Here is a 25,900-nt window from a genome sequence, read left to right as displayed (position 1 = left end):
GCTAAAAGCTGTCCGCAACAAAAGATGTTTTCTTGCAATTTATTATTTGCCACGAAAATAGGACACTACTAAAGTCGTAGAAGTTCCAAAGTCCTAGCTAGCTGAGTGGCATATTAAGTGCTTAATATGCCACTCAGCTAAGTACAAACCAAGACCTAATAGTGTATCAGGATCGGCGTACCCACCTCTGCCCAGGAATACAACCAAGCCATCATACTATAAGGTACGTTGACACATCCGTGAGACCCAGTACGCGCGTCACCTGGAGGCCCGGATCCATTAGTCCCCGGTCCATAAACGCTCCTCCATGGCGCATCGTGTATATAGTAGCCTCCGGATCTAAACAAAAGCGCAAAATTAGCCTTAGACGGTGGGTAGTACCATTCGGAATCCTTAGGCCATGGAGATATGAAGACCTTAGGGCTAATCTTTGATAGCACGTGGAACAAACCAGTGGGAGTAGGCAGTTCAGGTCTACCACTAGTAATTAGAGAAACCTTGACCTGCCTCGACCCCTCATATGCAGCCAAACTCTGAGAGGAAAGATTTATGTCTATCCATTTAGTGGGGAAATCTCCTTTCCAGAATGACTCATAACCCTTATGTTCCTGATCATTTGTGTTATCTTTGATGGGTTCAGCCACTATGGCGATGTGCCTATTACCGTTGATGATTGCCTTCATAGCCACCTGAGCGGTAGCTGAATAATTTATATCCATATTCGTTACAGAATCCTGAGGTACCCATCGCCTTATCTGTTGCTCTAGAGCGCTCTCGTCCAAGTAGACTACAGTATTTTCGCCAGTTCCATACCATCTCAGGGCCAGCACCAAATCGCTCGGATCCAACCACCAAGTTCTACCGTCCAATGACATGTAGAACCTTTCCCCTGTCCAGTAGAGCATCTTATCTAGAGTGGGTTTTAGATCATCCGAGGTTACCTGAGGATAAGAAGTTGTTACATCCAAGGTAACATTCCTGGTAGGGGTAGAAGCAGCGTTGATTATCTTTTGCGTGGTAGATTCTATATTAACAGCGACTCCAACCGTCTCAGGCACGATATGGGCATAACCATCAGCTACACTGAGATAGGCATCAGAAGGGTCCTTATTGACTTGTTGGGCTATCTGGTAAACAAAGCTTCTTACACTGTCATAATCGAGAACAGGCGTTATATTCTTCCCCTTACCTTCCCAATGAAGCCAGCTCGCAAGCGTTGTTGAATCTATACTCCAGCTTCCACCAGAGTAGCTAACTGTTATAGGCTTAGATATAAGCTGGTTAGCAAGATCAACGGCAGGTCTTAGATCTGCGCTCTTGATCTTAGGCTCCCATCGCTGTACCTGAAGAGCGAATTGCCTGGTATTACCAGAGCTAATAGCAGATATCAGGGCCTTCAAATTGGTATCTATGTTTAGTCTGACACCTATCCTTGCTGGGATTATCCTTACCTTGCCGTTATCGACAGTTACCCTGGCGTTTATGGGAGAACGCTCTATGCGCTCAGCAATTCCAGATAACCACGCACGCAACTTGTTCCTAGATATGTAGGGTGTAGGTGGAGTATCATCTTGGTTCCACCTTAGCATTTGGATTAGATCTTGAGGTTCGAGAGTCCAACTGCGATTACGGTAGAATACCTCAAAGGGTTGGCTGACCATAACGTTGGCTTTATCAACTACAGGCTTAAGACTTTCGGTGGTAATGTTAGGGTGGGTAACCTGCACAACCACATCTATAGTGCCACTCTTAAATGCTTCTGCTTGTATGCGCTCTGCAGTCTGATCTTCAAGAAGCGTATAACCATCTTTATGAGGCATTAGCTCGACAGACTGCGACAGAACTTTTATCCTAGCATCAACAGGGTCAGAATCTACCTCTTGACTAATATCCTCCAACCAGTTCCTAATTGGAGCTTCAAGTAGATATGGCTTAGGCAACTTACCCGAAGTATCCAACCGCAGCAGCTGCCTGACCTCAGATACCGGCATAGACCATTGCTTATCACCAAACTTTAGAGTTAGAGGTCTGTTCCAAGCAGCTACCAATCCTTTATAGATCGGTTGTAAATCGCTGTCCTTAATAGAAGGACGGGTGTATACGACCTTAAGTGATACAGTAGTACTCTTTTCGTATGCTCTCGGGATGGAATTAGAGAGACTTTTAAGGTTGGCATCTACATCTAACCTGACTCCCACTTGTGAAGTAATAAACCTGGGACCATCCTCACCTAGTATGATCTTGGCATCCCTAACTGGGCGATCAACAGTAGAAGCTATAGATTCCAGAGCATTTCTAGTCTTAGCATTATCAAGAGCTACGACAGGAGTTACTTCATGTTCCTTAAAAGGTGCCATGAAACGCTGAAACCACCTTGAGGCAAAAGCATCCGAACGGCCAAACTGGTAGGCCGAATTCACCATTGCCTGGATATCAAAATTGACTCCAAGATCTGAGGATTTTACTTGGAATCTATGTTTGTCGGCAGTGAGAACTACAGGAGACTCTAAGAGTTCATCTGCCCTAGATTGGAGTAATCTTGCGGCTTCCTGCTTAGTCTTTCCAGAGAGATCAACTCCAAGGACTTTTACGCCAGGATAAATCTTGCCAGAATAAGCGATAGCATACACACCCAAGGCAGCTAGCAAGAGCAGTATAAATGCTAGCATTCCAGCTAGTAACAGCCTACTACGATTCCAGGACCATTTAGCTAGCCCGAAGGCAGAGGGCAGAGTTCTTACTTGACCAGTTTCCATAGATCCAACCCCTACTCAAACACCAACAAGAGTGAAAATAAAATATGTTACTTTATAAGACAAACCAATAATAAATATTTATTGACTAATTGAGTGGTTCCTTTTGAAAGCCATGGTTATACCAATAGTTAAAACTGCACGAATAGCAGGAAGTTACGATGCAAAGGAGCAAAATCTATACCAAAATTATGTATCTAAGACTAAGTCAAGGTTAGGATCAACATCTAGATCTAACTGGTCCGTCTTGCCTCGGATGTACCTATAGTAAGCTAGCCCACCTATCATCGCAGCATTATCCGTACAGTATTCAAACTTAGGAACACGTACCTTCTCTCCGAGCTCCTGCTTTATCCTTTCCCTCAGCCTTGTGTTGGCCGCTACCCCACCAGCTATGACTACCTCCTTTGCGGCAGTGTGCTCGGCTGCAGCTACAGTCTTGCGAACAAGTATATCGACCACTGACTCTTGGAATCCATTAGCCAAAGCATATACATCGACATTCTCGGAAGTCTCAACAGCCCTTAGTAGCGCTGTTTTTAGGCCGCTAAAGCTGAAGTTGAACGTTCCCGGCAACTCAGCTCTCGGTAATACAAACTCCCTTCCTTCTGCTTTCTCAGCCGCCTTCTGAATTGCTGGACCTCCTGGAAATCCCAAACCCAAAATCCTAGCGGCTTTATCAAAGGCTTCACCTGCAGCGTCGTCAAGAGTACGTCCTAGCCTCTCATAGACTCCATGATCCTTCATTAGGATGAGTTCCGTATGTCCACCCGACACTATTAGGGCAAGCAGTGGAAATTGTGGTATATGTCGAGGAGCGTTGGGATCTTCCTGCAACCAGTTGGCATATATATGCCCTTCTATATGGTTGGAGCCTATAAGAGGCAAATCCCTTGCCCAAGCTATCCCCTTAGCAGTATTAACACCAACCAGTAAGGAACCCACTAATCCAGGGCCCTTAGTTACGGCTATTGCGTCTATATCTTCCCATCCTACCTGAGCTTTAGATAAAGACTCCTCTATGGTAGGCAATATCGCTAATACGTGCTGCCTACTAGCAACCTCCGGGAAGACACCACCAAAGCGACGGTGTATATCTATCTGAGAAGCTACTATGTTTGACTTGACCAAGTAGCCATCTGCGATTACCGCCGCACTAGTCTCATCACAACTTGTCTCTATAGCCAATATGTTCATGGCACCTCCTTATCTGAAGGAGCTAAGGAGACTCCCTATCTACATGCTCTATACTCCCTCCAACATGTTCATGGGAGACATCTTTTATAGAATCATCCTCCAATATCAGCTGTCCATTCAGCTTTTCAAAAAGCTCGCGCTTGAGACTTTCAAACTTGTTGGCAAACTCATCTGTGTCTATACGGTCCGACCACATTACAAGGGCATCTTCCCCATTGTCGCTGTAATAGCGCCTTCTGTAACCGGCATTTTTGAAGGTATACTTGCGATACAGGGACTGAGCTACATGATTCGAAACCCTAGCCTCAAGAGTCATCCTATGAACACCATTTTTCCTAGCATAGTCTATAAGACTGACTAACAACAGCTCACCTAATTTCTTTCCTCTGAACTGGGGAAGAACTGCTATAGTCGTCACGTGTGCCTCCTCCCCAATGATCCAAAGCCCTGCGTATCCAATAATGGGATTTGGATTGGGTTCTAACTTCTCATCCTTTAGAAAAGGCAGGATATTAGCTAGTACACCATGCCTGACCATCTCCCTGTCCTTAAGGGGCCCTTCTCCGACTCTGCGAAGCACTATGTAATAATTCCTATCCGGATGCTCTATCTCTCTTCTGTAAGCACTGGGAGGCCAAGGAGTCGAAAAAGATATACGATCAATTTCAGCCACTTCAGGGATGTCTTCAACCTTCATGCGCTCGATTTTGAAGGGCATAGCTCTACAACCTTTGCTTTTTCTTTGTCGTCATACTTGTAGAACCCTACTTACGATCAAGATATTCCGCTTGTAAAGTGGCTGGATTATCTATAGCCCCTGATCTAAATCTCTGCCAGGCAATCTCAGCAAGGACTGCCAGACGTCTACTAGACTCTGCAGGGGATGGTAATAAATACTTAGTACTATCCTTTAGATTCTCCCTTAAATCAACTGGAATATCCCCACACAATAGAACCCTAGCGTAAGGTAGAGAATCTAATTCGCTAACCAGCTCCTGCAAGGATAAACTCCTGCACCATTCTAAGCTAAGGTTTCCTCCACCTTCAGATGCATAAAGCGCAGCAGCCACTCTCCCCCTACCTAGCACAAGACAGGCCACAATATGCTTACAGAAGTACCTGTAGGGCCATGCAGCGTAGAGAAGAGTGGATACGCCTATGATGGGTACATCTAGTGCTTTACATATGCCCTTAGCAGTTGCCATGCCCACCCTCATAGCAGTGAACGACCCAGGACCAGTAGTTACAGCAACTGCAGATATACTATCCTTAGAGAGCCTCAACTGTTTGAATGCGTAATCTAGCCAGGGCATAAGTTGAACAGTATGCGACCTGCCGGAATCCCAAGATAAATCAAGCAAATTCTCACCATCGCGGTTAATAGCCAGCCCGCATCTACGATCAGAAGTATCTAGAGCAAGTATTAGATCCTTTGCCAACTAACTCTCCTTATCAACAGCAACTTTATCCTGCCTAAGTTTATCTTTCAGGTCAGTTAGAAGCGTCAAGAACCTTTTACCGCTAGCAGCAAGCGTTATCTTGCGGTTGTTTTCGTCTATCCATTCAAAGTTTACATCTAACCTCTCTGGAGGCAACAAATCCTTTATGACCTCAGGCCATTCTACAAGAGCAACGCCTTCGTCCATTATGAGCTCATCAGCTCCAAACCCTTCAGCTTCCTGCCTGCTACCTATTCTGTATAGGTCTAGGTGGTAAAGGGTTATCTCCGGCCTTCTAGTACCATGGTAGATGTTCACCAGACCAAAGGACGGACTAACTACAGCCTCGCGTACTCCAAGTCCCTCTGCCAAGCCCTGGGTAAAAGTAGTCTTCCCAACTCCGAAACCACCCCATAGTGGTATCACATCGCCAGGCTGCACTAGTTGTGCTAGAGTTCTACCTAAGTTTTTGGTCTCTTCAGCGTTATGAGTCAGTAGTACAAGCCTATCCAACTGCTGCAGCATTAGTATTCACTCGACTTCCGATCTAAGGTTTTTAGCTACTGCTAGGTTAGCCTATCATAGTTAGACTATCATAAATGATAGATTACAGCTGACTACTTGATCAAACAGGAGAAGGCAAATTATGAATCATGGTCCAGAGGACAGAATACTTGAGGAAACCCTAAGTAAACAGAAGGAACTGATTGACTTCTACAAAAAGGCCATAAAGCAATCCACAGATCAAGAATGCAAAGATCTATTCAAGAGCTTGGCAAAATCACTGGACTCAGACATGACCTCAGTAGCTGAAGAGATAGCTAAGCATAGGATGAAGAGAAAATTGAGAGAGCAATAGAAGCTTTTATGTTGTATATCGTTACAACCTCTACTACAATATATTGTTAGTGGAGAATTCCTGTGCATTGCCCTAAATGCGGATCTACCAAGACTAGAGTAACCGACTCTCGAGAGACTACTAACGCGATCCGGCGCAGAAGAAAGTGCGAGGATTGTGGCTACCGTTTCACGACGTACGAGAGGATAGAGCAAATCATGCCTCTAGTTGTAAAGCGAGACGGCACTCGAGAGGAATGGGATAGAAATAAGCTACTCACAGGAATAAGACTAGCATGCAACAAAAGACCGGTGTCCTACTCTACTATGCAGCAGATAGTAGATGAAATCGAAGAACAGTTCTCTGGACGCCAGGAAGTAGACAGCTCAGAGATAGGCCAAGCTGTAATGAAAAAGCTCCGGGTACTCGATGAAGTGGCATATATAAGATTTGCATCCGTATATCTTAGATTCCACGACGTAAATGGCTTCATCGAGGCAGTAGAACAAGTAAGGCGTCCACAGAAACCACCAGAAGAACAGATACCCATGAACATATAAAATCTTTTGCTTACACCCCTCCAACCTGTTGCAACCAAGCCTCACTGGTGATACACTAGTATTAGTATTAGAAACATAGAGTCACTACTATATGTTGTATATAGATGGCTCGGGTGGGAACAACAGGAGGGTCAAATTGAGTGGGACAACATACATAGATACAAGCGGCATAAACACTATAGAGGACCTTGAACGAGAAGTGCAGGCCCTGATCGACTCCGGTAGGGCCACGCGGCTGGAGGGCTATCGCGAGAAGATCTTTCTGGACAGGTACGCTCGTAAGGACCCTAACGGTACTCCCCTGGAACATTACCCCGAGGAGATGTGGCTCCGAGTGGCCAAGGCCATAGCCGCCGTGGAGCCCACGGAGGAGGCGCGGCGGGAGTGGACGCTCCGGTTCTACGATATCCTGCAGGGCTTCAGGTTCGTGCCGGGAGGCAGGATCCTCTCTGGCGCGGGCTCCGGGGCCGAGGTAACCTATTACAACTGCTTCGTTATTCCCTCACCAGAGGACTCGGTGGAAGGTATATTCAAGAACATAACCACTGCAGCGCATATAATGCGTCGCTCTGGGGGAGTGGGGGTAAACCTCTCGAGCCTGCGCCCACGCGGAGCTTACATCAAGACCGTCAACGGTACTTCCAGCGGGCCATGTTCCTGGGCGATCCTGTACTCAGACATGACGGGGAAGGTGATCATCCAGGGGGGCAGCCGCCGGGGCGCCCTGATGATCATGCTCGATGACGATCACCCCGATATCGAGGAGTTCGTGGAGTACAAGCGCAAGCACCCTGGGCATATAGACCATGCTAACCTTTCGGTGGCAGTATCCGACGCCTTCATGGAGGCCGTCAAGAAAGATCTGCCTTGGGATCTCAAGTGGCAGGGCAAGGTCTGGAAGACCATAAGGGCGCGGGATCTATGGAGGAAGATCGCGGAATCGGCCTGGGCGTACGCGGAGCCTGGCTTGGTGTTCATAGATCGCTACAACAAGCGCTCCAACACCTGGTACTTCGAGAACATCCGCTGCGTCAACCCGTGTGGCGAGCAGGGGCTGCCTCCCTGGGGCGTCTGCAACCTGGGAGCCCTCAACCTCCTGGCCTTTGTCAAGCACATAGATGGAGACACCTACTTTGACTTTGAGGATCTGGCGGACACCGCTAGGGTAGCCATCAGGTTCCTGGATAACGTCATAGACGCCACGGTGTACCCCTTCCCAGAGAATGAGGAGGCCCAAAAGTACGGGGCCAGGCGCACGGGCCTGGGCACTATGGGTCTGGCGGACGTACTGATCAAGTTGGGAGTAAAGTACGGCTCGCCCGAGGCGGAGCCCTTGGTGGAGCGCATCTACCGCACGATCCGGGACGCAGCCTACGATGCCTCCGCGGACCTGGCGGCCGAGAAGGGGCCGTTCCCCAAGTTCGATCGCGACAAGTATATGCAAGGAGAGTTCATCCGCGAGCTGCCGGAGGAGATACAGGAGAAGATCCGCAGGCAGGGCATCCGCAACGCCGTGCTCCTAACACAAGCTCCAACCGGCACGACCTCGTCCCTGGCGGGCGTCAACTCTGGAATAGAGCCCGTGTTCGCGTTCGTCACTAAGAGGCGCGACCGGCTGGGAGAGCACCTGCTGTACCATCCCCTGGCTCAGCAGTGGATGGACGCTCATCCTGGAGAGCCTCTGCCCGACTACTTCGTCTCTTCGGCCGACCTCACCCCGGAGGAGCACATCCGCATCCAGGCGCTGGTGCAAAAGTACACGGACTCCTCCATCTCCAAGACGGTCAACGGCCCCGAGACCAACACCGTGGAGGACGTGGAGAGGCTCTACATGCTGGCCTACGACACAGGGTGCAAGGGCATAACCTACTACAGGCAGGGATCTCGAGATGCAGTGCTGGAGGCCGTGGACACCAAGCCCAAGGAGAAAGGGGAGAAGTCTCAGGAAGCCCCCAAAGCATCGCATCCAGAAGTACATAGATCCACACTCAAGAAGAGGCCCGACGTCGTCTCGGGCTACACCAGGCAGATACGCGCTCCCGAGGGGAAGGTGAACATCACCCTCAACTCGGACGACGAGGGGCTGCTGGAGGTGTTCATCAACCTGGGCAAGGCGGGGTCGGACATAGCGGCGATGGCCGAGGCCCTCGGCAGGCTGATATCCTTTGCGCTGCAGATGCCGTCGCCAATGTCCCCTAACGAGCGCGCCGCCGAGATAGCTGATCAGCTGAGGGGCATAGGAGGCTCTAGATCTGTAGGTTTTGGTCCAGGCCAGGTCAAGAGCCTACCTGACGCGGTCGGGCAGGCATTACTCAAGCACCTACAATCTGAAGGTATAGCCCTAAGCAACGGAAATGGAAATGGGCATACTAATGTCGAGAGCAAAGAGCTAGTAGCAGTCGTAGCCCAAAATGGTAATCATGTAGAGGAAACCCCAGAGAGCATAGCTCAAAAGTTACTCGAGAAGACTTATCAATTGACGGGTAATCTATGTCCCAGCTGTGGTTGCAATAGCCTCATAGCCCAAGAAGGTTGTAAGAAGTGTTACACTTGTGGTTACTCCGAGTGTTAGATAAGACCCCGTTTTGGGAGGAGCGGTTAGCTCCTCCCAAAACTATTTCTTCAATGGGTGAGCAGCTAACTCTAATTTACTCTCCACTTCGCTCGTAGTGTATCCGGAATGTTCTCTGTACGCATTTATATATGGATCTACACTTAGTCTGAATCGAACATATTCTTCCTCTGCACCATCATCTACAGAAGGTACAAGGCCGATCTCATATAATCTGCGTCTCAATGATCTATAATCCTTTCTCAGATACTCTTTCACCTCTCCTTCAGAGTAATCTGACTGCCTAGAAGCCACATACACGGACCCAGCAAACATAGCTAATGCATATGTAAATGAATCTTCAAGTACCAATATTCTCGGATCATTCCAAAGTTTCCCAGCCTTCCTAGAATGGTCATACAAACCGAAGCGCAAGGCGGTTATGATTCCTCTTATTATGAGAAGTATCCTTACCAAGCTTCTATCAGGCTCTAAAGGGTGAGCGTAATACAAAGCACTGTGTACCCTGTGAGCTTCAATTACTTCTAGTAGATCCTTGTTGATGTCTGTAATTCTTGTGTACAAAGCTTCAAGACTACCTGCATCTATGTATCTAGCAATCATAGGAACAGCAGATATATCTCCCTCAACTTCCCTATTGAGAGCTGAAGCAAGGCTGCTCTTCTTGAGCAAGCTGGGATATACAGATAACAGGAAGGTAACAGACATCGTAATTACAATAAAACCACTGAAGCCTTCTGTGACTGCTACAAAACCCAATAGCGTAGAACGTGGATGAATATCCCCATAGCCTATTGTCACTAGTGTGACACCACTGAAATATAGAGCCTCCCAAAAACCCTGATGATACTGAGTTTGAGAGAAATAAACATTGTTAGAAATGAAAGGCCAGTATATAAGACAATAGCCCACTATAAGAAGACATACCCAAATCCCAATCAGCCCAGCAATCATCAGGGGAAAGCCCCATGAAAGCACGCGATGCTTAGCTCTCCCAGGAAGTGGAGAGGCAATCGCTCTTAGCAGAGACCACAAAGATCGCGTAAACAACCATTCTATTAGACTGCGCCCTTGTATATGCAGCACTGTGAGTACTATATCGGTTATCGCAAGCAGGACAATACAAACGCCTAAAACAATGCTAAAGACTTCCATAAGCATTCTAAATAACCATCAAAGTTGCATTAACAAGGAAGGCCAATCAAGCAAGCTTATCATTAAATATGATAAAATCTAAGGTAGTACCTAGGGTTTCCAGCAACCTCAAACTGAAATCACCTACGGGGGTGAATCCTTGGCTCAGTCGGAAGAGAAAATCATAACCAATTATACCGCCGACTCAATCCAGGTGCTTGAAGGGCTAGAAGCCGTCCGCAAGCGACCTGGTATGTACATCGGCAGTACCGATGTGCGCGGTCTGCACCATCTCATCTACGAGATCGTGGATAACAGCGTAGATGAGGCTATGGCGGGTTATTGTGATTTTATAGAGGTCCGTATTCATAGAGATAAATCAGTAACCGTCAAGGACAACGGTAGAGGTATACCAGTCGGTATTCATAGCAAATTGCAGAAATCAGCTCTGGAAGTGGTAATGACTGTCCTGCATGCCGGTGGCAAATTTGGCAGCGGGGGGTACAAGGTTTCCGGTGGCTTACATGGTGTTGGGGCTTCTGTAGTCAACGCTTTGTCCGAATATCTAATCGCAGAGGTGCATCGCGAGGGTAAGATTTGGAGGCAAGGTTACCAGCGTGGTGTGCCAACAACACCAGTAGAGATCATCGGCGAAACAGACAAGACGGGTACCACCATAACATTCAAGCCAGATGCCACTATATTTAGCACTCTCGACTACCAGTTTGACACGCTTGCACAGAGATTTCGTGAGATAGCTTATCTCAACAAAGGACTCAAGATCACATTCATCGACGATAGGGAGGACAGAGAGCTTACGTTCTATTTTGAAGGAGGTATAGTTTCCTTTGTAAGGCATCTAAACAAAAATCGTAATGTCCTCTCTGAGAAGCCAATTTACATACATAAACAGCTCAATGGGATCGACGTTGAGGTAGCTATTCAGTATACCGACGGCTTCAATGAATCCTTACATACCTTTGCAAATAACATTAACACGGTCGATGGCGGTACTCACCTGACCGGTTTTAGGACCGCTCTAACCCGCACGCTAAACGATTATGCAGTCAAGAACGGTCTACTTAAAGATTCTGATCCAAAACTTACAGGTGAGGATGCACGTGAAGGTCTTACGGCCGTAGTCAGCGTCAAGCTACCGGATCCTCAGTTTGAAGGACAAACCAAAAGCAAGCTAGGAACAGCCGAGGCGGAAAAAGTAGTCTCGAGCATAGTAAGGGACGGCCTATCTAGCTACTTTGATGAGAACCCCTCGGATGCTAAGAGGATAATCGAGAAGGCAATAACTGCAGCTCGTGCAAGAGAGGCTGCCAGAAAGGCAAGAGATCTAGTGGTTCGCAAAGGAGCCTTGGATGGCATGACTCTGCCCGGCAAGCTTGCCGATTGCTCTGAGAGGGATCCAAGGCATTCCGAGCTCTATATAGTCGAGGGGGACTCAGCTGGAGGTTCTGCTAAGCAGGGTAGAGATAGAAGATTCCAGGCAATACTTCCACTTAGAGGTAAGATCCTCAACGTCGAGAAGGCAAGGCTGGACAAGATGTTGTCTAGTGCTGAGATAAAGGCTTTAATTACAGCTCTTGGAACTGGTATAGGAGACTCTTTTGATATATCGAAGCTAAGGTATCATCGGGTATTCCTAATGACCGATGCTGATGTGGACGGTGCACACATCCGGACCCTGCTACTTACATTCTTTTTCAGGCATATGCCAGATCTTATCAAGAATGGACACCTGTATATAGCTATGCCTCCGCTATACAAGATACAGGTAGGAAAAGAGAAGTACTTCGTGTACTCAGATGAGGAGAGAGATAGGATCCTGGCTAGTCTAAACGGTAATAGATCCAGGGCGGTCATACAAAGGTACAAGGGTCTAGGAGAGATGAATCCAGAACAGCTTTGGGAAACTACTATGGACCCAAGCACCAGGACTGTTATGCAGGTCACGATTGAGGACGCTGTGGAGGCAGATGAGTTGTTTGACATGCTTATGGGCTCTAATGTAGCACCCCGCAAGAGGTTCATACAGTCCCACGCCAAGAGCGTAAGAAATCTAGATATATAGAAACTAAGCCTATAGAGGAAATGGATAGCCCACCTAGAATGTTTTGGTGGGCTATTCTTATTTAGCATCTCAAGCTGGATAATAGCGTTAGAAAAATTTTCATTTTAGGAGGACTATATACTTGCGAGTAGCTGTCGATGCCATGGGCGGTGATAAAGCACCCGAGGAGGTGATCGAGGGAGCCATCAGGGCATCAAACGAACTGGGTATTGATATAACCCTAGTTGGAAATCAGGATGTCATAGCTCCACTTCTGAGTAACAGGACTTTCCAGAGACACATAGAGATAGTACACACATCCGAGACCATAGCGATGGACGAACACCCTGCAACGGCGGTAAGAAAGAAGAAAGATTCGAGTATCGTACGGGGCTTGGAGCTACTCAAGAGCGGCAACGCAGATGCCTTTGTTTCAGCTGGTAATTCTGGAGCTGTGATGGCTGCTTCTCTATTCGTACTTGGAAGATGCACAGGCATAGACCGACCTGCCATAGGCACTATAATTCCCGGCAAGGAGGGACCTGTGCTACTTATAGATGCGGGAGCCAATGTAGATCCTGAACCTATACATCTCCTGCAATTCGCCTTCATGGGCAGCATCTATGCCAGAGAAGTTATGAGGGTTAGCAACCCTAAAGTGGGACTACTTAGCAACGGAGAAGAGGATACTAAGGGCAACAGGCTCACTCTACAGGCTCACAAACTACTTAAGGCTTCTCACCTGAATTTCCAGGGTAATGTAGAGGGCAGAGATGTTACCAAGGGCACGGTACATGTCATAGTAACGGATGGATTTACCGGGAACGTGGTCCTGAAAACTGTAGAGGGTGTCGCTGAGGACCTAGTCAGTATTATAAGAGAAGAGATAACATCTGGCATACTGAACAAGGTGGGTGCATTACTACTTCAGAGAGCTTTTAGAAAGGTCGCCCAAAAGCTCGATTACGCAGAATATGGTGGTGCCCCATTACTCGGAGTCAGGGGGAACGTCTTCATAGCCCATGGACGTTCTAACGCCAAGGCTATAAAAAACGCTATCAGGCTAGCGCATGAAGCAGCCTCTCACAAAATACCCAAGCTGATAGGTGAGAGTCATATAATAACTACGGGTGAGGATAGATTTCAGCAGGACTTATGATATGTCAGTAATAATTGGGTTAGCACTCTCTCTTGACTCAAGCAAGGATAGAACTCCTCGATTCTATGGTGGGCTCCAATACTTTAGAGCCATTAAAGCTGCAGGAGGCGTGCCAGTAGGGTTACCACTGCTGGATGAACATACACTACGTCAAGCATACGAAAGAATGAATGGGATACTCCTTATGGGCGGAGGAGATGTAGCACCGCAAAGGTATGGTGAGAGTCCTATTCCCGAACTAGGAGATGTCGAGGAATATCGAGACGAGCTCGAGCTAGCACTTATAAGATGGGCACGCGAGGATAATAAACCCTTGCTAGCCATATGCCGGGGCATACAAATCTTGAACGTAGCGTATGGTGGAACGCTCTATCAGGATCTAGAAGCTCAAAACCCCACAGGCTTAGATCACAGGCTATCAACCAAAACTGGGAAAAGAAATTACATCACCCACAAAATGTCGATACAAGAAGGTACAAGGCTTTATAGAAGCATCTTAGAGAAAGAGATTCCAGTGAATTCTATGCATCATCAAGCCATAAAAGAAGTAGGCAAAGGACTGACTGTTACAGGCTGGAGCGAGGATGGGATAATAGAGGCCGTTGAGGATGAGAGCAACTCTTGGATAGTAGGTATCCAATGTCATCCTGAAGAGCTATGGGAGGAACACTCATGGGCAAGGCGTCTGTTTGAGTCATTCATCAGGGAAGCTGCCTTCCAAGCTAATAGGGATGGTCCCGATGGAATAGTGGGTGCTTTAGTCCAAGATTAGCTTGCTAGTCTGGATTTATTTTCTGAGCCAAATACTCTATTAGTAAGCTCAATGCTGCAGCATTAGTAGATGCTATATTCTGAGCTCGTGTGCCTTGCCAAATCCTTCGGATATACCAGGATCCCTCAGGAGCAGATATCGCTACGTACACCAAACCTACTGGTTTTTCTTCGGTTCCTCCTTCAGGTCCGGCTATCCCAGTAGTCGATAGAGCGATATCTGTACCTATAAGTCTTCTTACGTTATCAGCCATCTCAAGCGCACAAGCTGAGGAAACAGCACCATGGATACGAATTGTACGCTCCGAAACACCAAGTATTCCAATCTTTGTGTCGTTTGAATAAGCTACAACACCACCAAGAAAAAACCTGGAACTACCTGGAATCGACACTATAGACGAAGCCAGCGATCCTCCAGTACAACTCTCAGCTACAGAGAGGGTCAAATTCCCAATCATTCGGTAAACTTGAAAAGCAAGAGATACTAAATTATCCATATCTTGCGTGTATCTTACCTCCCCATTACACTGGACTCTCAGTGTAATACCAGAAATCATCAAAATTAGGAAGGAGATCCATGGCAGTAATAGATGACTTGTACGCACTAGAGATCTTGGATTCCAGAGGTAATCCAACTATTCAAGTAACCGTAGTCCTTGACAGTGGTGCCTATGGCACAGCTGCAGTCCCATCAGGCGCATCCACTGGCGCACACGAGGCCATAGAGCTACGCGATAAAGATCCGAATCGCTTTGGTGGCAAGGGGGTACTTAAAGCTGTATCTAACGTGAACGAAGTCATAGCCGAGAGCATACTAGGAGAGAACGTTAACTCTCAAAGAGAACTAGACCAAATACTACTAGAGCTGGACGGTACCCCCAACAAATCCAATCTAGGTGCTAATGCTATTCTTGGCGTTAGCCTTGCATTTGCACATGCTATGGCAGCAGATCTTAATTTGCCTCTATATATGTATCTTGGAGGTGCCATAGCCAGAACCCTTCCAGTACCCATGATGAATATCCTCAATGGTGGTAAGCACGCTGACAATAGCACTGACATGCAGGAATTCATGATCATGCCCATTGGAGCTTCCTCCTTCTCGGAAGCGCTGAGGTGGGGTTCTGAAGTGTATCATGCCCTCAAGAAGGACCTTGATAACAGAGGTTTCAACACTAACATAGGCGATGAGGGCGGCTTTGCTCCTTCGCTGGACTCCAACAAAGCCGCTATAGAGGCTGTTCTTAGGGCGATAGAGAACGCCGGATACACTCCTGGAGAGCAAATAGTTATAGCCCTGGATCCCGCAGCTACAGAGCTGTATCAAGGTGGACAGTACCACCTCAAGAAAGAGGGCGAAGTGCTCACTAGTTCTGAAATGGTAGACTTCTGGCAGGAGTGGATAAGACAATACCCTATAGTCTCAATAGAAGACGGACTTGCTGAGGATGATTGGGAGGGCTGGACACAGCTCACTGAAGCCATAGGTAACAGTGTGCAACTAGTCGGAGATGACCTTTTCGTAACTAATACAGATCGCATCAGGGAAGGGATAACTCGCAGAGCTGCTAATAGTGTGTTGATCAAACCCAACCAGATAGGTACCCTTACCGAGACTATAGAAGCCGTGGAGCTTGCCCATAAAGCTGGCTGGACTGCTGTAATGTCTCATCGTAGCGGAGAAACTGAAGATACGACTATAGCTGATCTAGCAGTAGCTCTTGGGACAGGACAAATCAAGACTGGAGCACCTGCTAGAGGTGAAAGAACAGCCAAGTATAATCGCCTGCTCCGAATTGAGCACGAGCTTGGTGATGATGCTATTTACGCCGGATGGTCTGCTCTTCGAAGGAAGGATTTACTGTCTCGCTAGACCGCCACGGTATTAGGGAATCTCGTAATAAGAGGCCACCAATTGGTGGCCTCTTATTTACTGGTGTACGATCCTTCTCCAAAACTAGCATCATTACAAAAGACCAAGCAAAGTTAGAAGTCGTAGCATTTACTAATACTAAAAACAGAGTTGGCTCAGATCCGCCTAAGGTGAACTAATAGAGCACCTATTGGTGGCTGTTACCTGAGATATAGAAAGTCAATATACCTGCCAACAAGGCCATTGCTAGCCACAAAAGGTACAACAGGTCATGCCCCACCGATCCTGAAGTAAGTATGTAAGTCAAGCCAAGGCCGGCGAATGACACTCCTAGTATACAGGTAGCAAGAGCCGCATTGTTGTTAGCTATCTCTAGATCCAATATAAGTTTACGATAACCCAAGAGGTATCTAGCCCCACAAAAAATCAGGATTATGCCGCCTACAAGAGATATCAGAGGAGCTAAAACCAGCAGCAGATCTGTAACAGCTGTCATAAGCTTACTTTAAGAGTACAGAAACCCACTGTCGCCATACAGGTATGTCAGATCGTTCGCTCGTACCAGCTTGTTCTTCACCTGTAGTTAGCACCTTTTGTTGCCGTTTAGGTGCTTGTGGGTTCGGAACTACAAAGACTGGAATATCGCCTGGTTTCACCATACCTAGCTTTTCTCTTGCCACTCTTTCTACATATACTGAGTACTCCTTCCCAGACAGCATTTCCAGTTGTTCTTGAAGCTCCTTATTCCTAGCTTCCTGCTGTTCTAATTTGGCCCTCTCTTGAACCAGAACCTGATTCAGGGTTCTAGCCTTCCAAGCTTGTGCAACAAAGGCCAAAGCAAAGTAAGCAGCACAGAGCAGAAGGACTAATCTGGCAATCTGAGAACGTCTATCTCTTATTAGGTCTAGGTTCAGCAATCCCAGACTTCCCCTTTCTTTGTATAACCTAGTGTAAACAGGGAAAGAGACAAGTATCAACCTATGAGTAAGCCAGGATCCGCGGACGCTTCAGGTGCCACTCAGTATTCTGTTGGTAGGCATAACCTACCTTTAGTAGTATAGACTCATCAAAAGCCTTACCAAGAAGCTGGAGTCCTACTGGTAGATCATCACTGAACCCACAGGGGATGCTTAAGCCCGGTATTCCAGCCATGTTAGCGGGAATCGTAAACAGGTCAGATAGGTACATGGATAGCGGGTTCTGTAACTTGGATCCAAGCTTGAAGGCTACTGTAGGACTTGTAGGAGTTGCTATAACATCACATTCCTTGAACGCCGCATCGAACTCTGACTTAATAATAGTTCGCACCTTCTGAGCTTTGAGGTAATAGGCATCATAGTAACCAGCAGATAGTACATAAGTACCCAGCATGATACGCCTCTTAACCTCAGGGCCAAAGCCTTCCTCTCTAGTCTTCATATACATATCGATTATGTCTTCAGAGTCATGAGCTCTATGCCCATACTCCACTCCTGTATACCTGCTCAAGTTCGATGATGCCTCAGCAGGGGCAATAATATAGTATGTAGCCAGAGCGTAATCAGTGCTAGGTAGAGATATATCTACTATTTCAGCACCTAATGATTCAAGCTTGTCTATGGCCTCTCTTACAGCCCTTTCTACTCCAGGCTCCATGCCTTCAACAAAGTATTCCTTTGGAACTCCGATTCTTATACCTCTAATATCCTCACTCAATGCATCCCCATACTGAGGAACATCTATCGGAACGCTAGTAGAATCCTTAGGGTCATAACCAGCTATTACCTGTAACACATCGGCCAGATCTTCTACCGTCCTTGTGATAGGACCTATCTGATCAAGAGAACTGGCAAAAGCCACAAGACCATAGCGAGATACTCTGCCATACGTGGGTTTGAGTCCCACTACACCACAAAGCGCAGCTGGTTGCCTGACACTTCCGCCAGTATCCGAACCTAGGGTAAAAGCCGCCTCACCTGCCGCAACCGCCGAGGCGGAACCTCCGCTGCTACCGCCGGGAACAGTTGTAAGATCCCAAGGGTTTTTCGTAGGACCATAAGCAGAGTTCTCAGTGCTGCTCCCCATGGCGAACTCATCCATATTCAGCTTGCCTAACAACACACAGCCAGCAGTGCATAGCTTTTCGTAAACCGTGGCATCATACGGAGGTATATAGTTCTCAAGCATCCTAGACCCACAAGTGGTCTTTATACCCTTTGTAGATATAATGTCCTTTAGGGCCATGGGGATACCTAGCAGAGGGGATTTCTCCCCAGAAGCCAGCCTTTTATCTGCCTCTCGGGCTTGCTGAAGAGCCAAGTCCGCAGTAACAGTTAGGTAAGATCTGATCTGAGGATCGACTTGCTCTATTCTTCTAAGGTAAGCTTCTGTAAGTTCTACAGAGCTTACATGCTTATTATCAAGAAGCTTTCTAAGCTCCCTAATACTCAGATCCACCAAATCTCTATTATCTCTATGTCTCATACCCCAACACCGTTATAACTTTGAAGCAGTTTTCTTCTTTTTCTGGTGCGTTAGCCAACATCTCATCCGTGGAGTAGCTAGTTGAGGGCTCATCCTTAGCAAAGACATCTAGAAGCTCAATCACTTGAGCAGTAGGAGGAATAGCTTCTGTATCTAGCTCAGAAAGCTTATTTACATGCTCAATTATTGAGGAAAGTTGTTCGCGAAAAAGATCTACTTCAGCATCTGTAAGGCCCAAGCGAGCCAATTTAGAGATGTGTAACACCTGTTCTCGACTAAGCCCCATATATCTTCCTTAGACTTCGTTTTTGACAAGCAAATTATACCAGTCTTACAAGTTAACTTTCTTATGTCTAAGTATGATGCTTTGAAGTATCCCTTCTGCAGTGAGCAAAGTAACCAGAGAGCTACCGCCATACGATATGAATGGAAGAGGAATACCTGTTACAGGCATTAGCTGTATATTCATGCCGATGTTTACGAAGACCTGAAATAGTATGATCGCGGCTATACCTGCAGCTATCAACTCACCGTATTTGTCTCTGGCTTTGGAGGCTATCCTTATGATACGCCAAAGAAGTAGACTATAAACTACTAGCAGCGCGATCATACCAATGAATCCAAATTCTTCTCCAATCACAGACGCTATAAAATCTGTGTGTTGTACTCTCAGGTAGTGCAGCTGACTTTGAGATCCACTCATGAAACCTTGTCCCCAAAAACCACCAGATCCTACACTGATGGTCGCCTGGATAATGTTATAGCCAGAGCCAAAAGGGTTATCCTCTGGTCTCAGGAATATAGCTATACGCTCAATCTGGTAGGGCTTAAGTAGGAAACGGGCACCAATCGCAGCAAGCGGAATCGAGAGCAGGAAAAGCCTTACCAGGTATTTTAGGGGTATGCCTCCAAACAATACTAAACATACCCATGCTGCACCCAACACCATCGAGGTACCTAAATCTGGCTGCAGGAATACCAAGGCTGTTGGGGGAGCAATAATACATATGGAGATTATCAAGCGCTTTAGCTCCCGCTCACCTCTTTTCTTCTCATAAAGATATCCTGATAACACTAGAACCATTAGCAGCTTGGCCAATTCGCTAGGTTGTAATGGGAACGGGCCTAGATCTATCCACCTGGTCGATCCATATGCCGTATGACCTATAACAAACACTAAAGCGAGCAGAAAAAGCACTAGGCCGTATATTACCCATTTCCAGTTGAGCAGGAATCTATAATCTATGGTCGACATTATGCTCATAAAGAGCAAACCAACTAGCAGGTATATGAACTGTCTGATCACCAGGGGATTTAGAGTTAGCGGCCCCGGATCGCTGGTAGCACTATAGATCATTACAAGCCCAAAAGAGCTAAGAGCCAAGGTACATAACAAAAGCACCCAGTCGAATTTACGCCACCAAGGAGTTGTTATCTCCTCGCGAGAGCTCAAAGGCAACTCTCCTTACTAATTACGTGGGAAAGATGTATATTAGTCCTCTATCAGGCTATCACGGAGAACATCCAGATGCTCAAGAGCTATACCAGTTCCAATAGCAACACAATCCAGGGGATTCTCAGCTATGCAACAAGGAATCCCGGTTCTTTCAGCCAGAAGCTTATCCATACCTCTTAGCAACGCACCTCCACCGGCTAGCACCATTCCCTTGTCGATTATGTCGGACATCAACTCCGGTGGAGTCTCCTCGAGGACGACTAAGACAGCATTGACTATACTATCTAGTGGCTCAGCAATAGCTTCCGTTATCTCATCTGAGGTTACAGTTACCGTTCTTGGCAGGCCAGTAACCTGATCCCTTCCCTTGACATTCATAGTCTTCTTTTCTTCCTCCGGGAGAGGCACTGCACTTCCGATCTCAATCTTGATCTCTTCTGCAGTGCGATCGCCAATTATTAGTCCATAGCTGCGTTTCATATAGTTCATGATCTCTTCGTCTATGTGATTGCCCCCAAGGCGCACGGAGTTGCCCACTACTATACCATTGAGAGAAATAACTGCAACTTCGGTTGTACCCCCACCTATGTCTATGACCATATTGCCGCTAGGCGCAGATACCGGTATACCTGCACCCAGGGCCGCAGCTAAAGGCTCTCTGATAAGCCAAGCATGTTTGGCCCCAGCATTTAGGGCAGCATCCCTGACTGCACGCATCTCAACCGTGGTAACCCCGCCAGGCACACACACCATTACTTCTGGACCGCCCAGAGAGAATCTACCGGCAGCCTTACCTATGAAGTGTCTGAGCATCTCCTCGGTAATGACGTAATCAGCTATCACACCATCTTTCATAGGCCGCACGACTTCGATGGTTTCTGGCGTTCTACCAAGCATATCTCTTGCTTCCGCCCCAACTGCCTTTATGGAGCCATCTTTAGTACTCACCGCAACTACAGAAGGCTCCTTGATAACTATGCCTCTGCCCTTGACGTAAACCAGCACATTAGCCGTTCCCAAGTCTATTCCTATGCGCTTTGAGAATACCAAGCCTTATCCTCCACTAGACAGCTTCGCATTACTAATAGGCATAAAATCTCGATCCCGTAGGGCCGAATCTACGGGATCGAGACTATATAGTCATGAAAATTATAGCGGTAGCACAACGGCATTTTTAGGGTATAGGTTGACCAGTTCTACGGCGCCTCCTAGCGACCTTTAGACGAACTTGTGCTCTACGTAGGGCCAAATCCATGGCTGCTCTAGTTTCAGCCGAGGGTCTCTCTGCCAAGAGCCTTTGCGCCCGCTGCTGAGCTTCCTCGGCCCTAGCGATATCTATCTCTTCTGAGCGTTCGGCGGTATCAGCCAGCACAGTGACACGATCGTTGAGCACTTCCATGAAGCCCCCGCCTATAGCTATCTCATCTTCCTGATTGCCCTTTCTGTACTTGAGGGGTCCCACATCCAGCACAGCCATTAGCGGGGCATGCTTAGGCAATATACCTAAAGCGCCTTCCAACCCAGTGGCCACGACCATATCCACATCATCGGAGAAAACTACTCTTTCTGCGGTTACCACTTCTAGATGCAGCGGCATACAATAATACCTCCGCCCTGTAATTGTTCTCACATTCACAATAAAGGGGCAGGTTTCTCCTGCCCCTCACCCTCAATAAACCCATTAGGACTCTCTTGCCATCCTCTCGGCCTGTTCCACAGCTTGCTCGATGGTACCTACCATATAGAACGCTTGCTCAGGAAGATCGTCATACTTACCTTCCAAGATCTCCTTGAAGCCTCTAACGGTATCTTCTCGTCTCACGTATTGACCAGGACGGCCTGTGAACTGCTCAGCAACAAACATTGGCTGGGAGAGGAACCTCTCGATCTTACGTGCTCTCGCAACTATTAGCTTATCCTCATCAGAGAGCTCTTCAACACCTAGAATGGCGATAATATCTTGAAGGTCCTTATAACGCTGGAGAACCCTCTGCACACCTCTTGCTACTTCGTAGTGCTCCTCGCCCACGATACGAGGGTCAAGGATACGGCTCGTAGAGGCTAGTGGGTCCACGGCTGGATATATACCACGCTCCGCGATAGATCTTTCAAGAGCTATGGTTGCGTCCAAATGCGCGAAGGTCGTTGCAGGAGCAGGATCTGTGTAGTCGTCTGCAGGCACATACACAGCCTGCACACTGGTAATAGCTCCTCTCTTGGTAGATGTAATTCGTTCCTGAAGCTGTCCCATCTCTGTAGCTAGGGTTGGCTGGTAACCTACTGCCGAGGGCATTCTACCCAACAACGCTGATACCTCAGATCCTGCTTGCACGAAGCGGAAGATATTATCCATGAACAGAAGCACGTCTCTGCCCTCTACATCCCGGAAGTACTCGGCCATGGTTAGTCCCGTCAGTCCTACCCTTAACCTAGCTCCGGGCGGCTCATTCATCTGCCCAAAGACAAGCACTGTAGAGCCAAGCACTCCGGACTCAGTCATCTCCTCGTAAAGCTGGGTACCTTCCCTAGTACGCTCACCAACACCAGCAAAGACCGACACACCTGAGTGCTGCTTGGCAACGTTGTTGATGAGCTCCATGATGATAACGGTCTTGCCCACACCGGCCCCACCGAACACACCGGTCTTACCACCTCGTGTGAACGGAGCTATCAGGTCTATAACCTTAAGGCCAGTCTCGAATACTTCCGCCTCAGTTGATTGCTCCTCGAATTCTGGAGCTGGTCTGTGGATGGGCCACCTCTCATCAGCATTGACCGGACCTTTTTCGTCTACCGGTTGGCCAAGAACGTCGAATATCCTGCCCAAGGTAGCGGGGCCAACAGGAACAGCTATGGGCTCACCTGTATCGATAGCTTCCATGCCTCTATATAGGCCATCTGTGCTACGCATGGAAACGCACCTTACCCAGTCGTTTCCAAGATGCGCCTGCACTTCTAGAACTACTGGCTCACCGTCTTCTCTCTCGACTCTGACCGCATTAAGTATCTCGGGCAGATTGCCATCTGGAAACTCCACATCTACCACAGGACCTGTTATCTGGACTATTCTACCTTTAGCTTTCGCTTGCACTGCCATTTGAGTCTTTCACCCCCAAATTTACGACTGAAAAAACTAATTAACCTTCAAGAGCGGCCGCACCGCTAGCTATCTCAATGATTTCTTTGGTGATGTTAGCTTGCCTTAGCTTGTTATAAGTCAAAGTCAATTCGTCTACCAATTCATTCGCGTTGTCTGTGGCATTTCTCATAGCGACCATACGCGCTGAATGTTCGCTAGCCTTACTCTCGAGTAGAGCCTGGTACAACTGTACCTCTACGTATCTGGGAAGGAGGGCCTTCAAAAGCATAGCAGGATTAGGTTCAAAGATGTAATCAGGGACTTTATTTGATCTTCCTTCCTCTACCTCTGGAGGTTCTATTGGTAGTATCTTCAGGAGTGTTGGTCGCTGGTTGAGCGTACTTATGTACTCAGTATATGCGAGATAGACCGCATCTGTCTGTCCCGATGTAAATTCATCCATCACCATATAAGCCACAGGGGTTATAACTTCTAGTCCGGGCAAATCTCCTATGTTACTAAATTCAGCCTTAAGATCTCTCCTGCGGCGTACCATATAATCGCGTCCCTTACGACCAACAGCTATTACAGAAACCTGCTGATCTTGCCTATCCAATATGAAGTTGATAGCTGTTCTTATTATGTTCGTGTTGAAGCTACCAGCAAGCCCTCTATCGGAAGTCATAAGTATCAGCGTAACTCGGTTCTCAGGACGCCTTTCCAAGAGTGGATGCATTACTGAATCACCACCCCCAGTGGAGGCACCTAGGTCAGCCAGCACGTGCCTTATCTTTTCTGAAAAAGGCCTCGATGCTGTCACAGCCTGCTGAGCCCTCCTCATCCTAGAGGCGGCAACCATTTCCATCGCACGAGTTATCTGAGCTGTATTTCTGATGCTACGTATCCTACGTCTTATTTCCCTAGTGCTAGGCACAAGACACCTCCAGGGGTTGCCACCAGATAACTGGTGGCAACCCTATCTCTAGTTCTCGTGTATACTATGCTGGCGCGGACTGCTGTGGAGTATATCCTTGTTTGAACTCCTCAATAGCAGCTTGCAGCTTCTCAGTGAGCTCATCGCTAAGAGCCTTTTTATCAGCTATTTCCTGACCTATCTCTGGGTGGACGGAGTCCATGTACTCATAGAATCTGTTTTCGAAATCGCGGACGCTGTCAACAGGTATATCATCCAGGTATCCGTTTGTGGCCGCGAATATGATCATTACTTGTCGCTCTAGAGGCACAGGAGAGTACTGTGGCTGTTTCAGGACTTCAGTTAGCCTTTGACCTCTCTCCAATTGCGCCCTTGTCGCCTTATCAAGATCTGAGCCAAATTGAGCAAACGCCGCCAAGCTTCTGAACTGTGCTAGATCCAATCTCAGCTTACCGGCCACCTGGCGCATTGCCTTAGTCTGAGCAGCGCCACCTACCCTCGAGACTGATAGACCCACGTTAATAGCTGGCCTGATACCAGCATAGAACAGGTCACTCTCGAGGTATATCTGACCATCGGTGATCGAGATAACGTTTGTAGGGATGTAAGCAGATACGTCGTTTGCTTGAGTTTCAATAATAGGCAGGGCTGTCAGGCTACCACCACCGTACTCGTCGTTCAGACGAGCAGCACGCTCTAGCAAGCGAGAATGCAAGTAGAACACATCACCAGGGTAAGCCTCTCTCCCAGGCGGTCTCCTCAGGAGCAGGCTTATCTCGCGATAGGCGGCAGCGTGCTTGGAAAGGTCGTCGTAAACCACTAGTGCATCTCTTCCCTGCTCCATGAATTCTTCACCCATAGCACAACCAGCATATGGAGCTATGTACTGCAGGGAAGCAGGATCATCGGCGTTGGCTGCGACCACTATGGTATGTTCCATAGCGCCGTACTCTTCGAGAGTAGCTACCACTTGAGCAACCTTGGAAGTCTTCTGCCCTATTGCCACATATATACAGATTAGATCCTTACCCTTCTGGTTAATGATGGTATCGATAGCAATCGCGCTCTTACCTGTCTGCCTATCGCCGATGATTAGCTCTCTTTGTCCCCTACCTATGGGAATCATGGAGTCTATAGCCTTGATACCTGTCTGTACCGGTGTATCAACTGATTTTCTGGCAACTACACCAGGGGCTATCCTTTCGATCACCCTGCGCTTGGTAGCGTTGATAGGGCCTTTGCCGTCTATAGGCTCCCCTAGGGGATTGACGACTCTCCCTATAAGCTCATCGCCCACAGGAACGTCCACCACCCGTCCTGTAGATCTGACTTGCTGCCCTTCCTCGATATCAGTATATGGTCCCAGAATTACTATACCTACGTTATCTTCCTCAAGGTTAAGTGCAAGACCATATACGCCAGTTTCAAATTGAACCAACTCAGAAGCCTTTACACCGCTAAGCCCATATGCTCTGGCTATACCATCACCAACCTCGACTACCGTACCTACTTCAGCGGTGACTACAGGCTGACCAAAGGACTCTATCTGTTTTTTGATTATTTCAGCTATTTCTTCTGTTTTGATTGCCATGACCCATTACTCCTGAAAC

At 47.5% G+C, this 25,900-nt stretch carries 23 protein-coding genes and 1 pseudogene; 7 read left to right on the top strand and 17 right to left on the bottom strand.

Annotated features, from left to right (window positions below; all coding sequences use genetic code 11):
- Positions 1 to 155: 155 nt before the first annotated feature.
- From N2245_RS01700 to tsaE, 5 genes and pseudogenes are all read right to left on the bottom strand, one after another.
- Positions 156 to 2,756, bottom strand: coding sequence for a peptidoglycan binding domain-containing protein (locus N2245_RS01700; protein WP_494534998.1), 2,601 nt, complete (start codon positions 2,754 to 2,756; stop codon positions 156 to 158).
- Positions 2,757 to 2,942: 186 nt separating this feature from the next.
- Positions 2,943 to 3,950, bottom strand: coding sequence for a tRNA (adenosine(37)-N6)-threonylcarbamoyltransferase complex transferase subunit TsaD (gene tsaD / locus N2245_RS01695; protein WP_494534997.1), 1,008 nt, complete (start codon positions 3,948 to 3,950; stop codon positions 2,943 to 2,945).
- Positions 3,951 to 4,140: 190 nt separating this feature from the next.
- A pseudogene (gene rimI, locus N2245_RS01690) lies at positions 4,141 to 4,668 on the bottom strand (ribosomal protein S18-alanine N-acetyltransferase); the annotation flags it as partial.
- Between the two features lie 46 nt (positions 4,669 to 4,714).
- Positions 4,715 to 5,389, bottom strand: a complete 675-nt coding sequence (tsaB, locus tag N2245_RS01685) for a tRNA (adenosine(37)-N6)-threonylcarbamoyltransferase complex dimerization subunit type 1 TsaB (protein WP_494534996.1) — start codon at positions 5,387 to 5,389, stop codon at positions 4,715 to 4,717.
- On the bottom strand, positions 5,390 to 5,914 hold the full coding sequence (tsaE, locus tag N2245_RS01680) for a tRNA (adenosine(37)-N6)-threonylcarbamoyltransferase complex ATPase subunit type 1 TsaE (RefSeq protein ID WP_494534995.1): 525 nt from the start codon (positions 5,912 to 5,914) through the stop codon (positions 5,390 to 5,392).
- Positions 5,915 to 6,035: 121 nt separating this feature from the next.
- On the opposite strand from tsaE, the gene N2245_RS01675 reads away from it, so the two are divergent.
- From N2245_RS01675 to N2245_RS01665, 3 genes are all read left to right on the top strand, one after another.
- Positions 6,036 to 6,248 carry a hypothetical protein gene (locus tag N2245_RS01675; protein WP_494534994.1) on the top strand — a complete coding sequence of 71 codons (213 nt, stop codon included), beginning with the start codon at positions 6,036 to 6,038 and terminating at the stop codon, positions 6,246 to 6,248.
- A gap of 62 nt (positions 6,249 to 6,310) precedes the next feature.
- Positions 6,311 to 6,787, top strand: a complete 477-nt coding sequence (gene nrdR, locus N2245_RS01670; RefSeq protein ID WP_494534993.1) for a transcriptional regulator NrdR — start codon at positions 6,311 to 6,313, stop codon at positions 6,785 to 6,787.
- Positions 6,788 to 6,923: 136 nt separating this feature from the next.
- The gene (locus tag N2245_RS01665) at positions 6,924 to 9,359 is read left to right on the top strand and encodes an adenosylcobalamin-dependent ribonucleoside-diphosphate reductase (protein ID WP_494534992.1); all 2,436 of its coding nucleotides are present in this window, start codon (positions 6,924 to 6,926) and stop codon (positions 9,357 to 9,359) included.
- 42 nt (positions 9,360 to 9,401) lie between these two features.
- Here the strand turns inward: N2245_RS01665 and N2245_RS01660 are convergent, their stop codons facing one another.
- Positions 9,402 to 10,313, bottom strand: coding sequence for a potassium channel family protein (locus N2245_RS01660; RefSeq protein WP_494535057.1), 912 nt, complete (start codon positions 10,311 to 10,313; stop codon positions 9,402 to 9,404).
- 340 nt (positions 10,314 to 10,653) lie between these two features.
- Between N2245_RS01660 and gyrB the strand changes: the two genes are divergently transcribed.
- The 3 genes from gyrB to N2245_RS01645 all read left to right on the top strand — a co-directional run bounded on the left by gyrB (position 10,654) and on the right by N2245_RS01645 (position 14,486).
- Entirely contained in the window at positions 10,654 to 12,576 is a 1,923-nt protein-coding gene (gene gyrB, locus N2245_RS01655) for a DNA topoisomerase (ATP-hydrolyzing) subunit B (protein ID WP_494534991.1), read from the top strand.
- A 121-nt stretch (positions 12,577 to 12,697) separates the two neighbouring features.
- Positions 12,698 to 13,714 (top strand): phosphate acyltransferase PlsX, encoded by a 1,017-nt coding sequence (gene plsX, locus N2245_RS01650; RefSeq protein ID WP_494534990.1) that lies wholly within the window; start codon positions 12,698 to 12,700, stop codon positions 13,712 to 13,714.
- Between the two features lies 1 nt (position 13,715).
- Positions 13,716 to 14,486 carry a gamma-glutamyl-gamma-aminobutyrate hydrolase family protein gene (locus N2245_RS01645; RefSeq protein WP_494534989.1) on the top strand — a complete coding sequence of 257 codons (771 nt, stop codon included), beginning with the start codon at positions 13,716 to 13,718 and terminating at the stop codon, positions 14,484 to 14,486.
- Between the two features lie 4 nt (positions 14,487 to 14,490).
- Here N2245_RS01645 and N2245_RS01640 read toward each other — a convergent pair whose 3' ends face one another.
- Positions 14,491 to 14,943 carry a CinA family protein gene (locus N2245_RS01640; protein WP_494535056.1) on the bottom strand — a complete coding sequence of 151 codons (453 nt, stop codon included), beginning with the start codon at positions 14,941 to 14,943 and terminating at the stop codon, positions 14,491 to 14,493.
- A gap of 119 nt (positions 14,944 to 15,062) precedes the next feature.
- On the opposite strand from N2245_RS01640, the gene eno reads away from it, so the two are divergent.
- A complete protein-coding gene (gene eno, locus N2245_RS01635; RefSeq protein ID WP_494534988.1) occupies positions 15,063 to 16,358 on the top strand; it encodes a phosphopyruvate hydratase in 1,296 nt (431 codons plus the stop codon).
- A gap of 187 nt (positions 16,359 to 16,545) precedes the next feature.
- Here eno and N2245_RS01630 read toward each other — a convergent pair whose 3' ends face one another.
- From N2245_RS01630 to atpA, 10 genes are all read right to left on the bottom strand, one after another.
- Entirely contained in the window at positions 16,546 to 16,854 is a 309-nt protein-coding gene (locus tag N2245_RS01630) for a hypothetical protein (protein ID WP_494534987.1), read from the bottom strand.
- Between the two features lie 4 nt (positions 16,855 to 16,858).
- Positions 16,859 to 17,275 carry an FtsB family cell division protein gene (locus N2245_RS01625; RefSeq protein WP_494534986.1) on the bottom strand — a complete coding sequence of 139 codons (417 nt, stop codon included), beginning with the start codon at positions 17,273 to 17,275 and terminating at the stop codon, positions 16,859 to 16,861.
- A gap of 61 nt (positions 17,276 to 17,336) precedes the next feature.
- Positions 17,337 to 18,821, bottom strand: coding sequence for an Asp-tRNA(Asn)/Glu-tRNA(Gln) amidotransferase subunit GatA (gene gatA, locus N2245_RS01620; RefSeq protein WP_494534985.1), 1,485 nt, complete (start codon positions 18,819 to 18,821; stop codon positions 17,337 to 17,339).
- Positions 18,811 to 19,107 carry an Asp-tRNA(Asn)/Glu-tRNA(Gln) amidotransferase subunit GatC gene (gatC, locus tag N2245_RS01615; RefSeq protein WP_494534984.1) on the bottom strand — a complete coding sequence of 99 codons (297 nt, stop codon included), beginning with the start codon at positions 19,105 to 19,107 and terminating at the stop codon, positions 18,811 to 18,813. Before gatC ends, gatA begins: the two co-directional genes overlap by 11 nt.
- A 45-nt stretch (positions 19,108 to 19,152) precedes the next feature.
- Positions 19,153 to 20,274: a rod shape-determining protein RodA gene (gene rodA / locus N2245_RS01610; RefSeq protein ID WP_494534983.1), complete on the bottom strand. Its 1,122-nt coding sequence runs from the start codon at positions 20,272 to 20,274 to the stop codon at positions 19,153 to 19,155.
- A gap of 39 nt (positions 20,275 to 20,313) precedes the next feature.
- The gene (locus N2245_RS01605; protein ID WP_494534982.1) at positions 20,314 to 21,327 is read right to left on the bottom strand and encodes a rod shape-determining protein; all 1,014 of its coding nucleotides are present in this window, start codon (positions 21,325 to 21,327) and stop codon (positions 20,314 to 20,316) included.
- A gap of 124 nt (positions 21,328 to 21,451) precedes the next feature.
- Complete coding sequence (locus N2245_RS01600) at positions 21,452 to 21,874, bottom strand: F0F1 ATP synthase subunit epsilon (protein ID WP_012874020.1); 423 nt, start codon at positions 21,872 to 21,874, stop codon at positions 21,452 to 21,454.
- A gap of 84 nt (positions 21,875 to 21,958) precedes the next feature.
- Complete coding sequence (gene atpD, locus N2245_RS01595) at positions 21,959 to 23,374, bottom strand: F0F1 ATP synthase subunit beta (RefSeq protein WP_012874021.1); 1,416 nt, start codon at positions 23,372 to 23,374, stop codon at positions 21,959 to 21,961.
- A 40-nt stretch (positions 23,375 to 23,414) separates the two neighbouring features.
- Positions 23,415 to 24,290: a F0F1 ATP synthase subunit gamma gene (locus tag N2245_RS01590; RefSeq protein WP_494534981.1), complete on the bottom strand. Its 876-nt coding sequence runs from the start codon at positions 24,288 to 24,290 to the stop codon at positions 23,415 to 23,417.
- Positions 24,291 to 24,354: 64 nt separating this feature from the next.
- The gene (atpA, locus tag N2245_RS01585; protein ID WP_494534980.1) at positions 24,355 to 25,881 is read right to left on the bottom strand and encodes a F0F1 ATP synthase subunit alpha; all 1,527 of its coding nucleotides are present in this window, start codon (positions 25,879 to 25,881) and stop codon (positions 24,355 to 24,357) included.
- Between the last annotated feature and the right edge of the window lie 19 nt (positions 25,882 to 25,900).

This window comes from Thermobaculum sp. T2p, from assembly GCF_059335935.1.
Note: the sequence above shows the minus strand (reverse complement) of the source record. Positions and strands in the feature narration are given on the sequence as shown.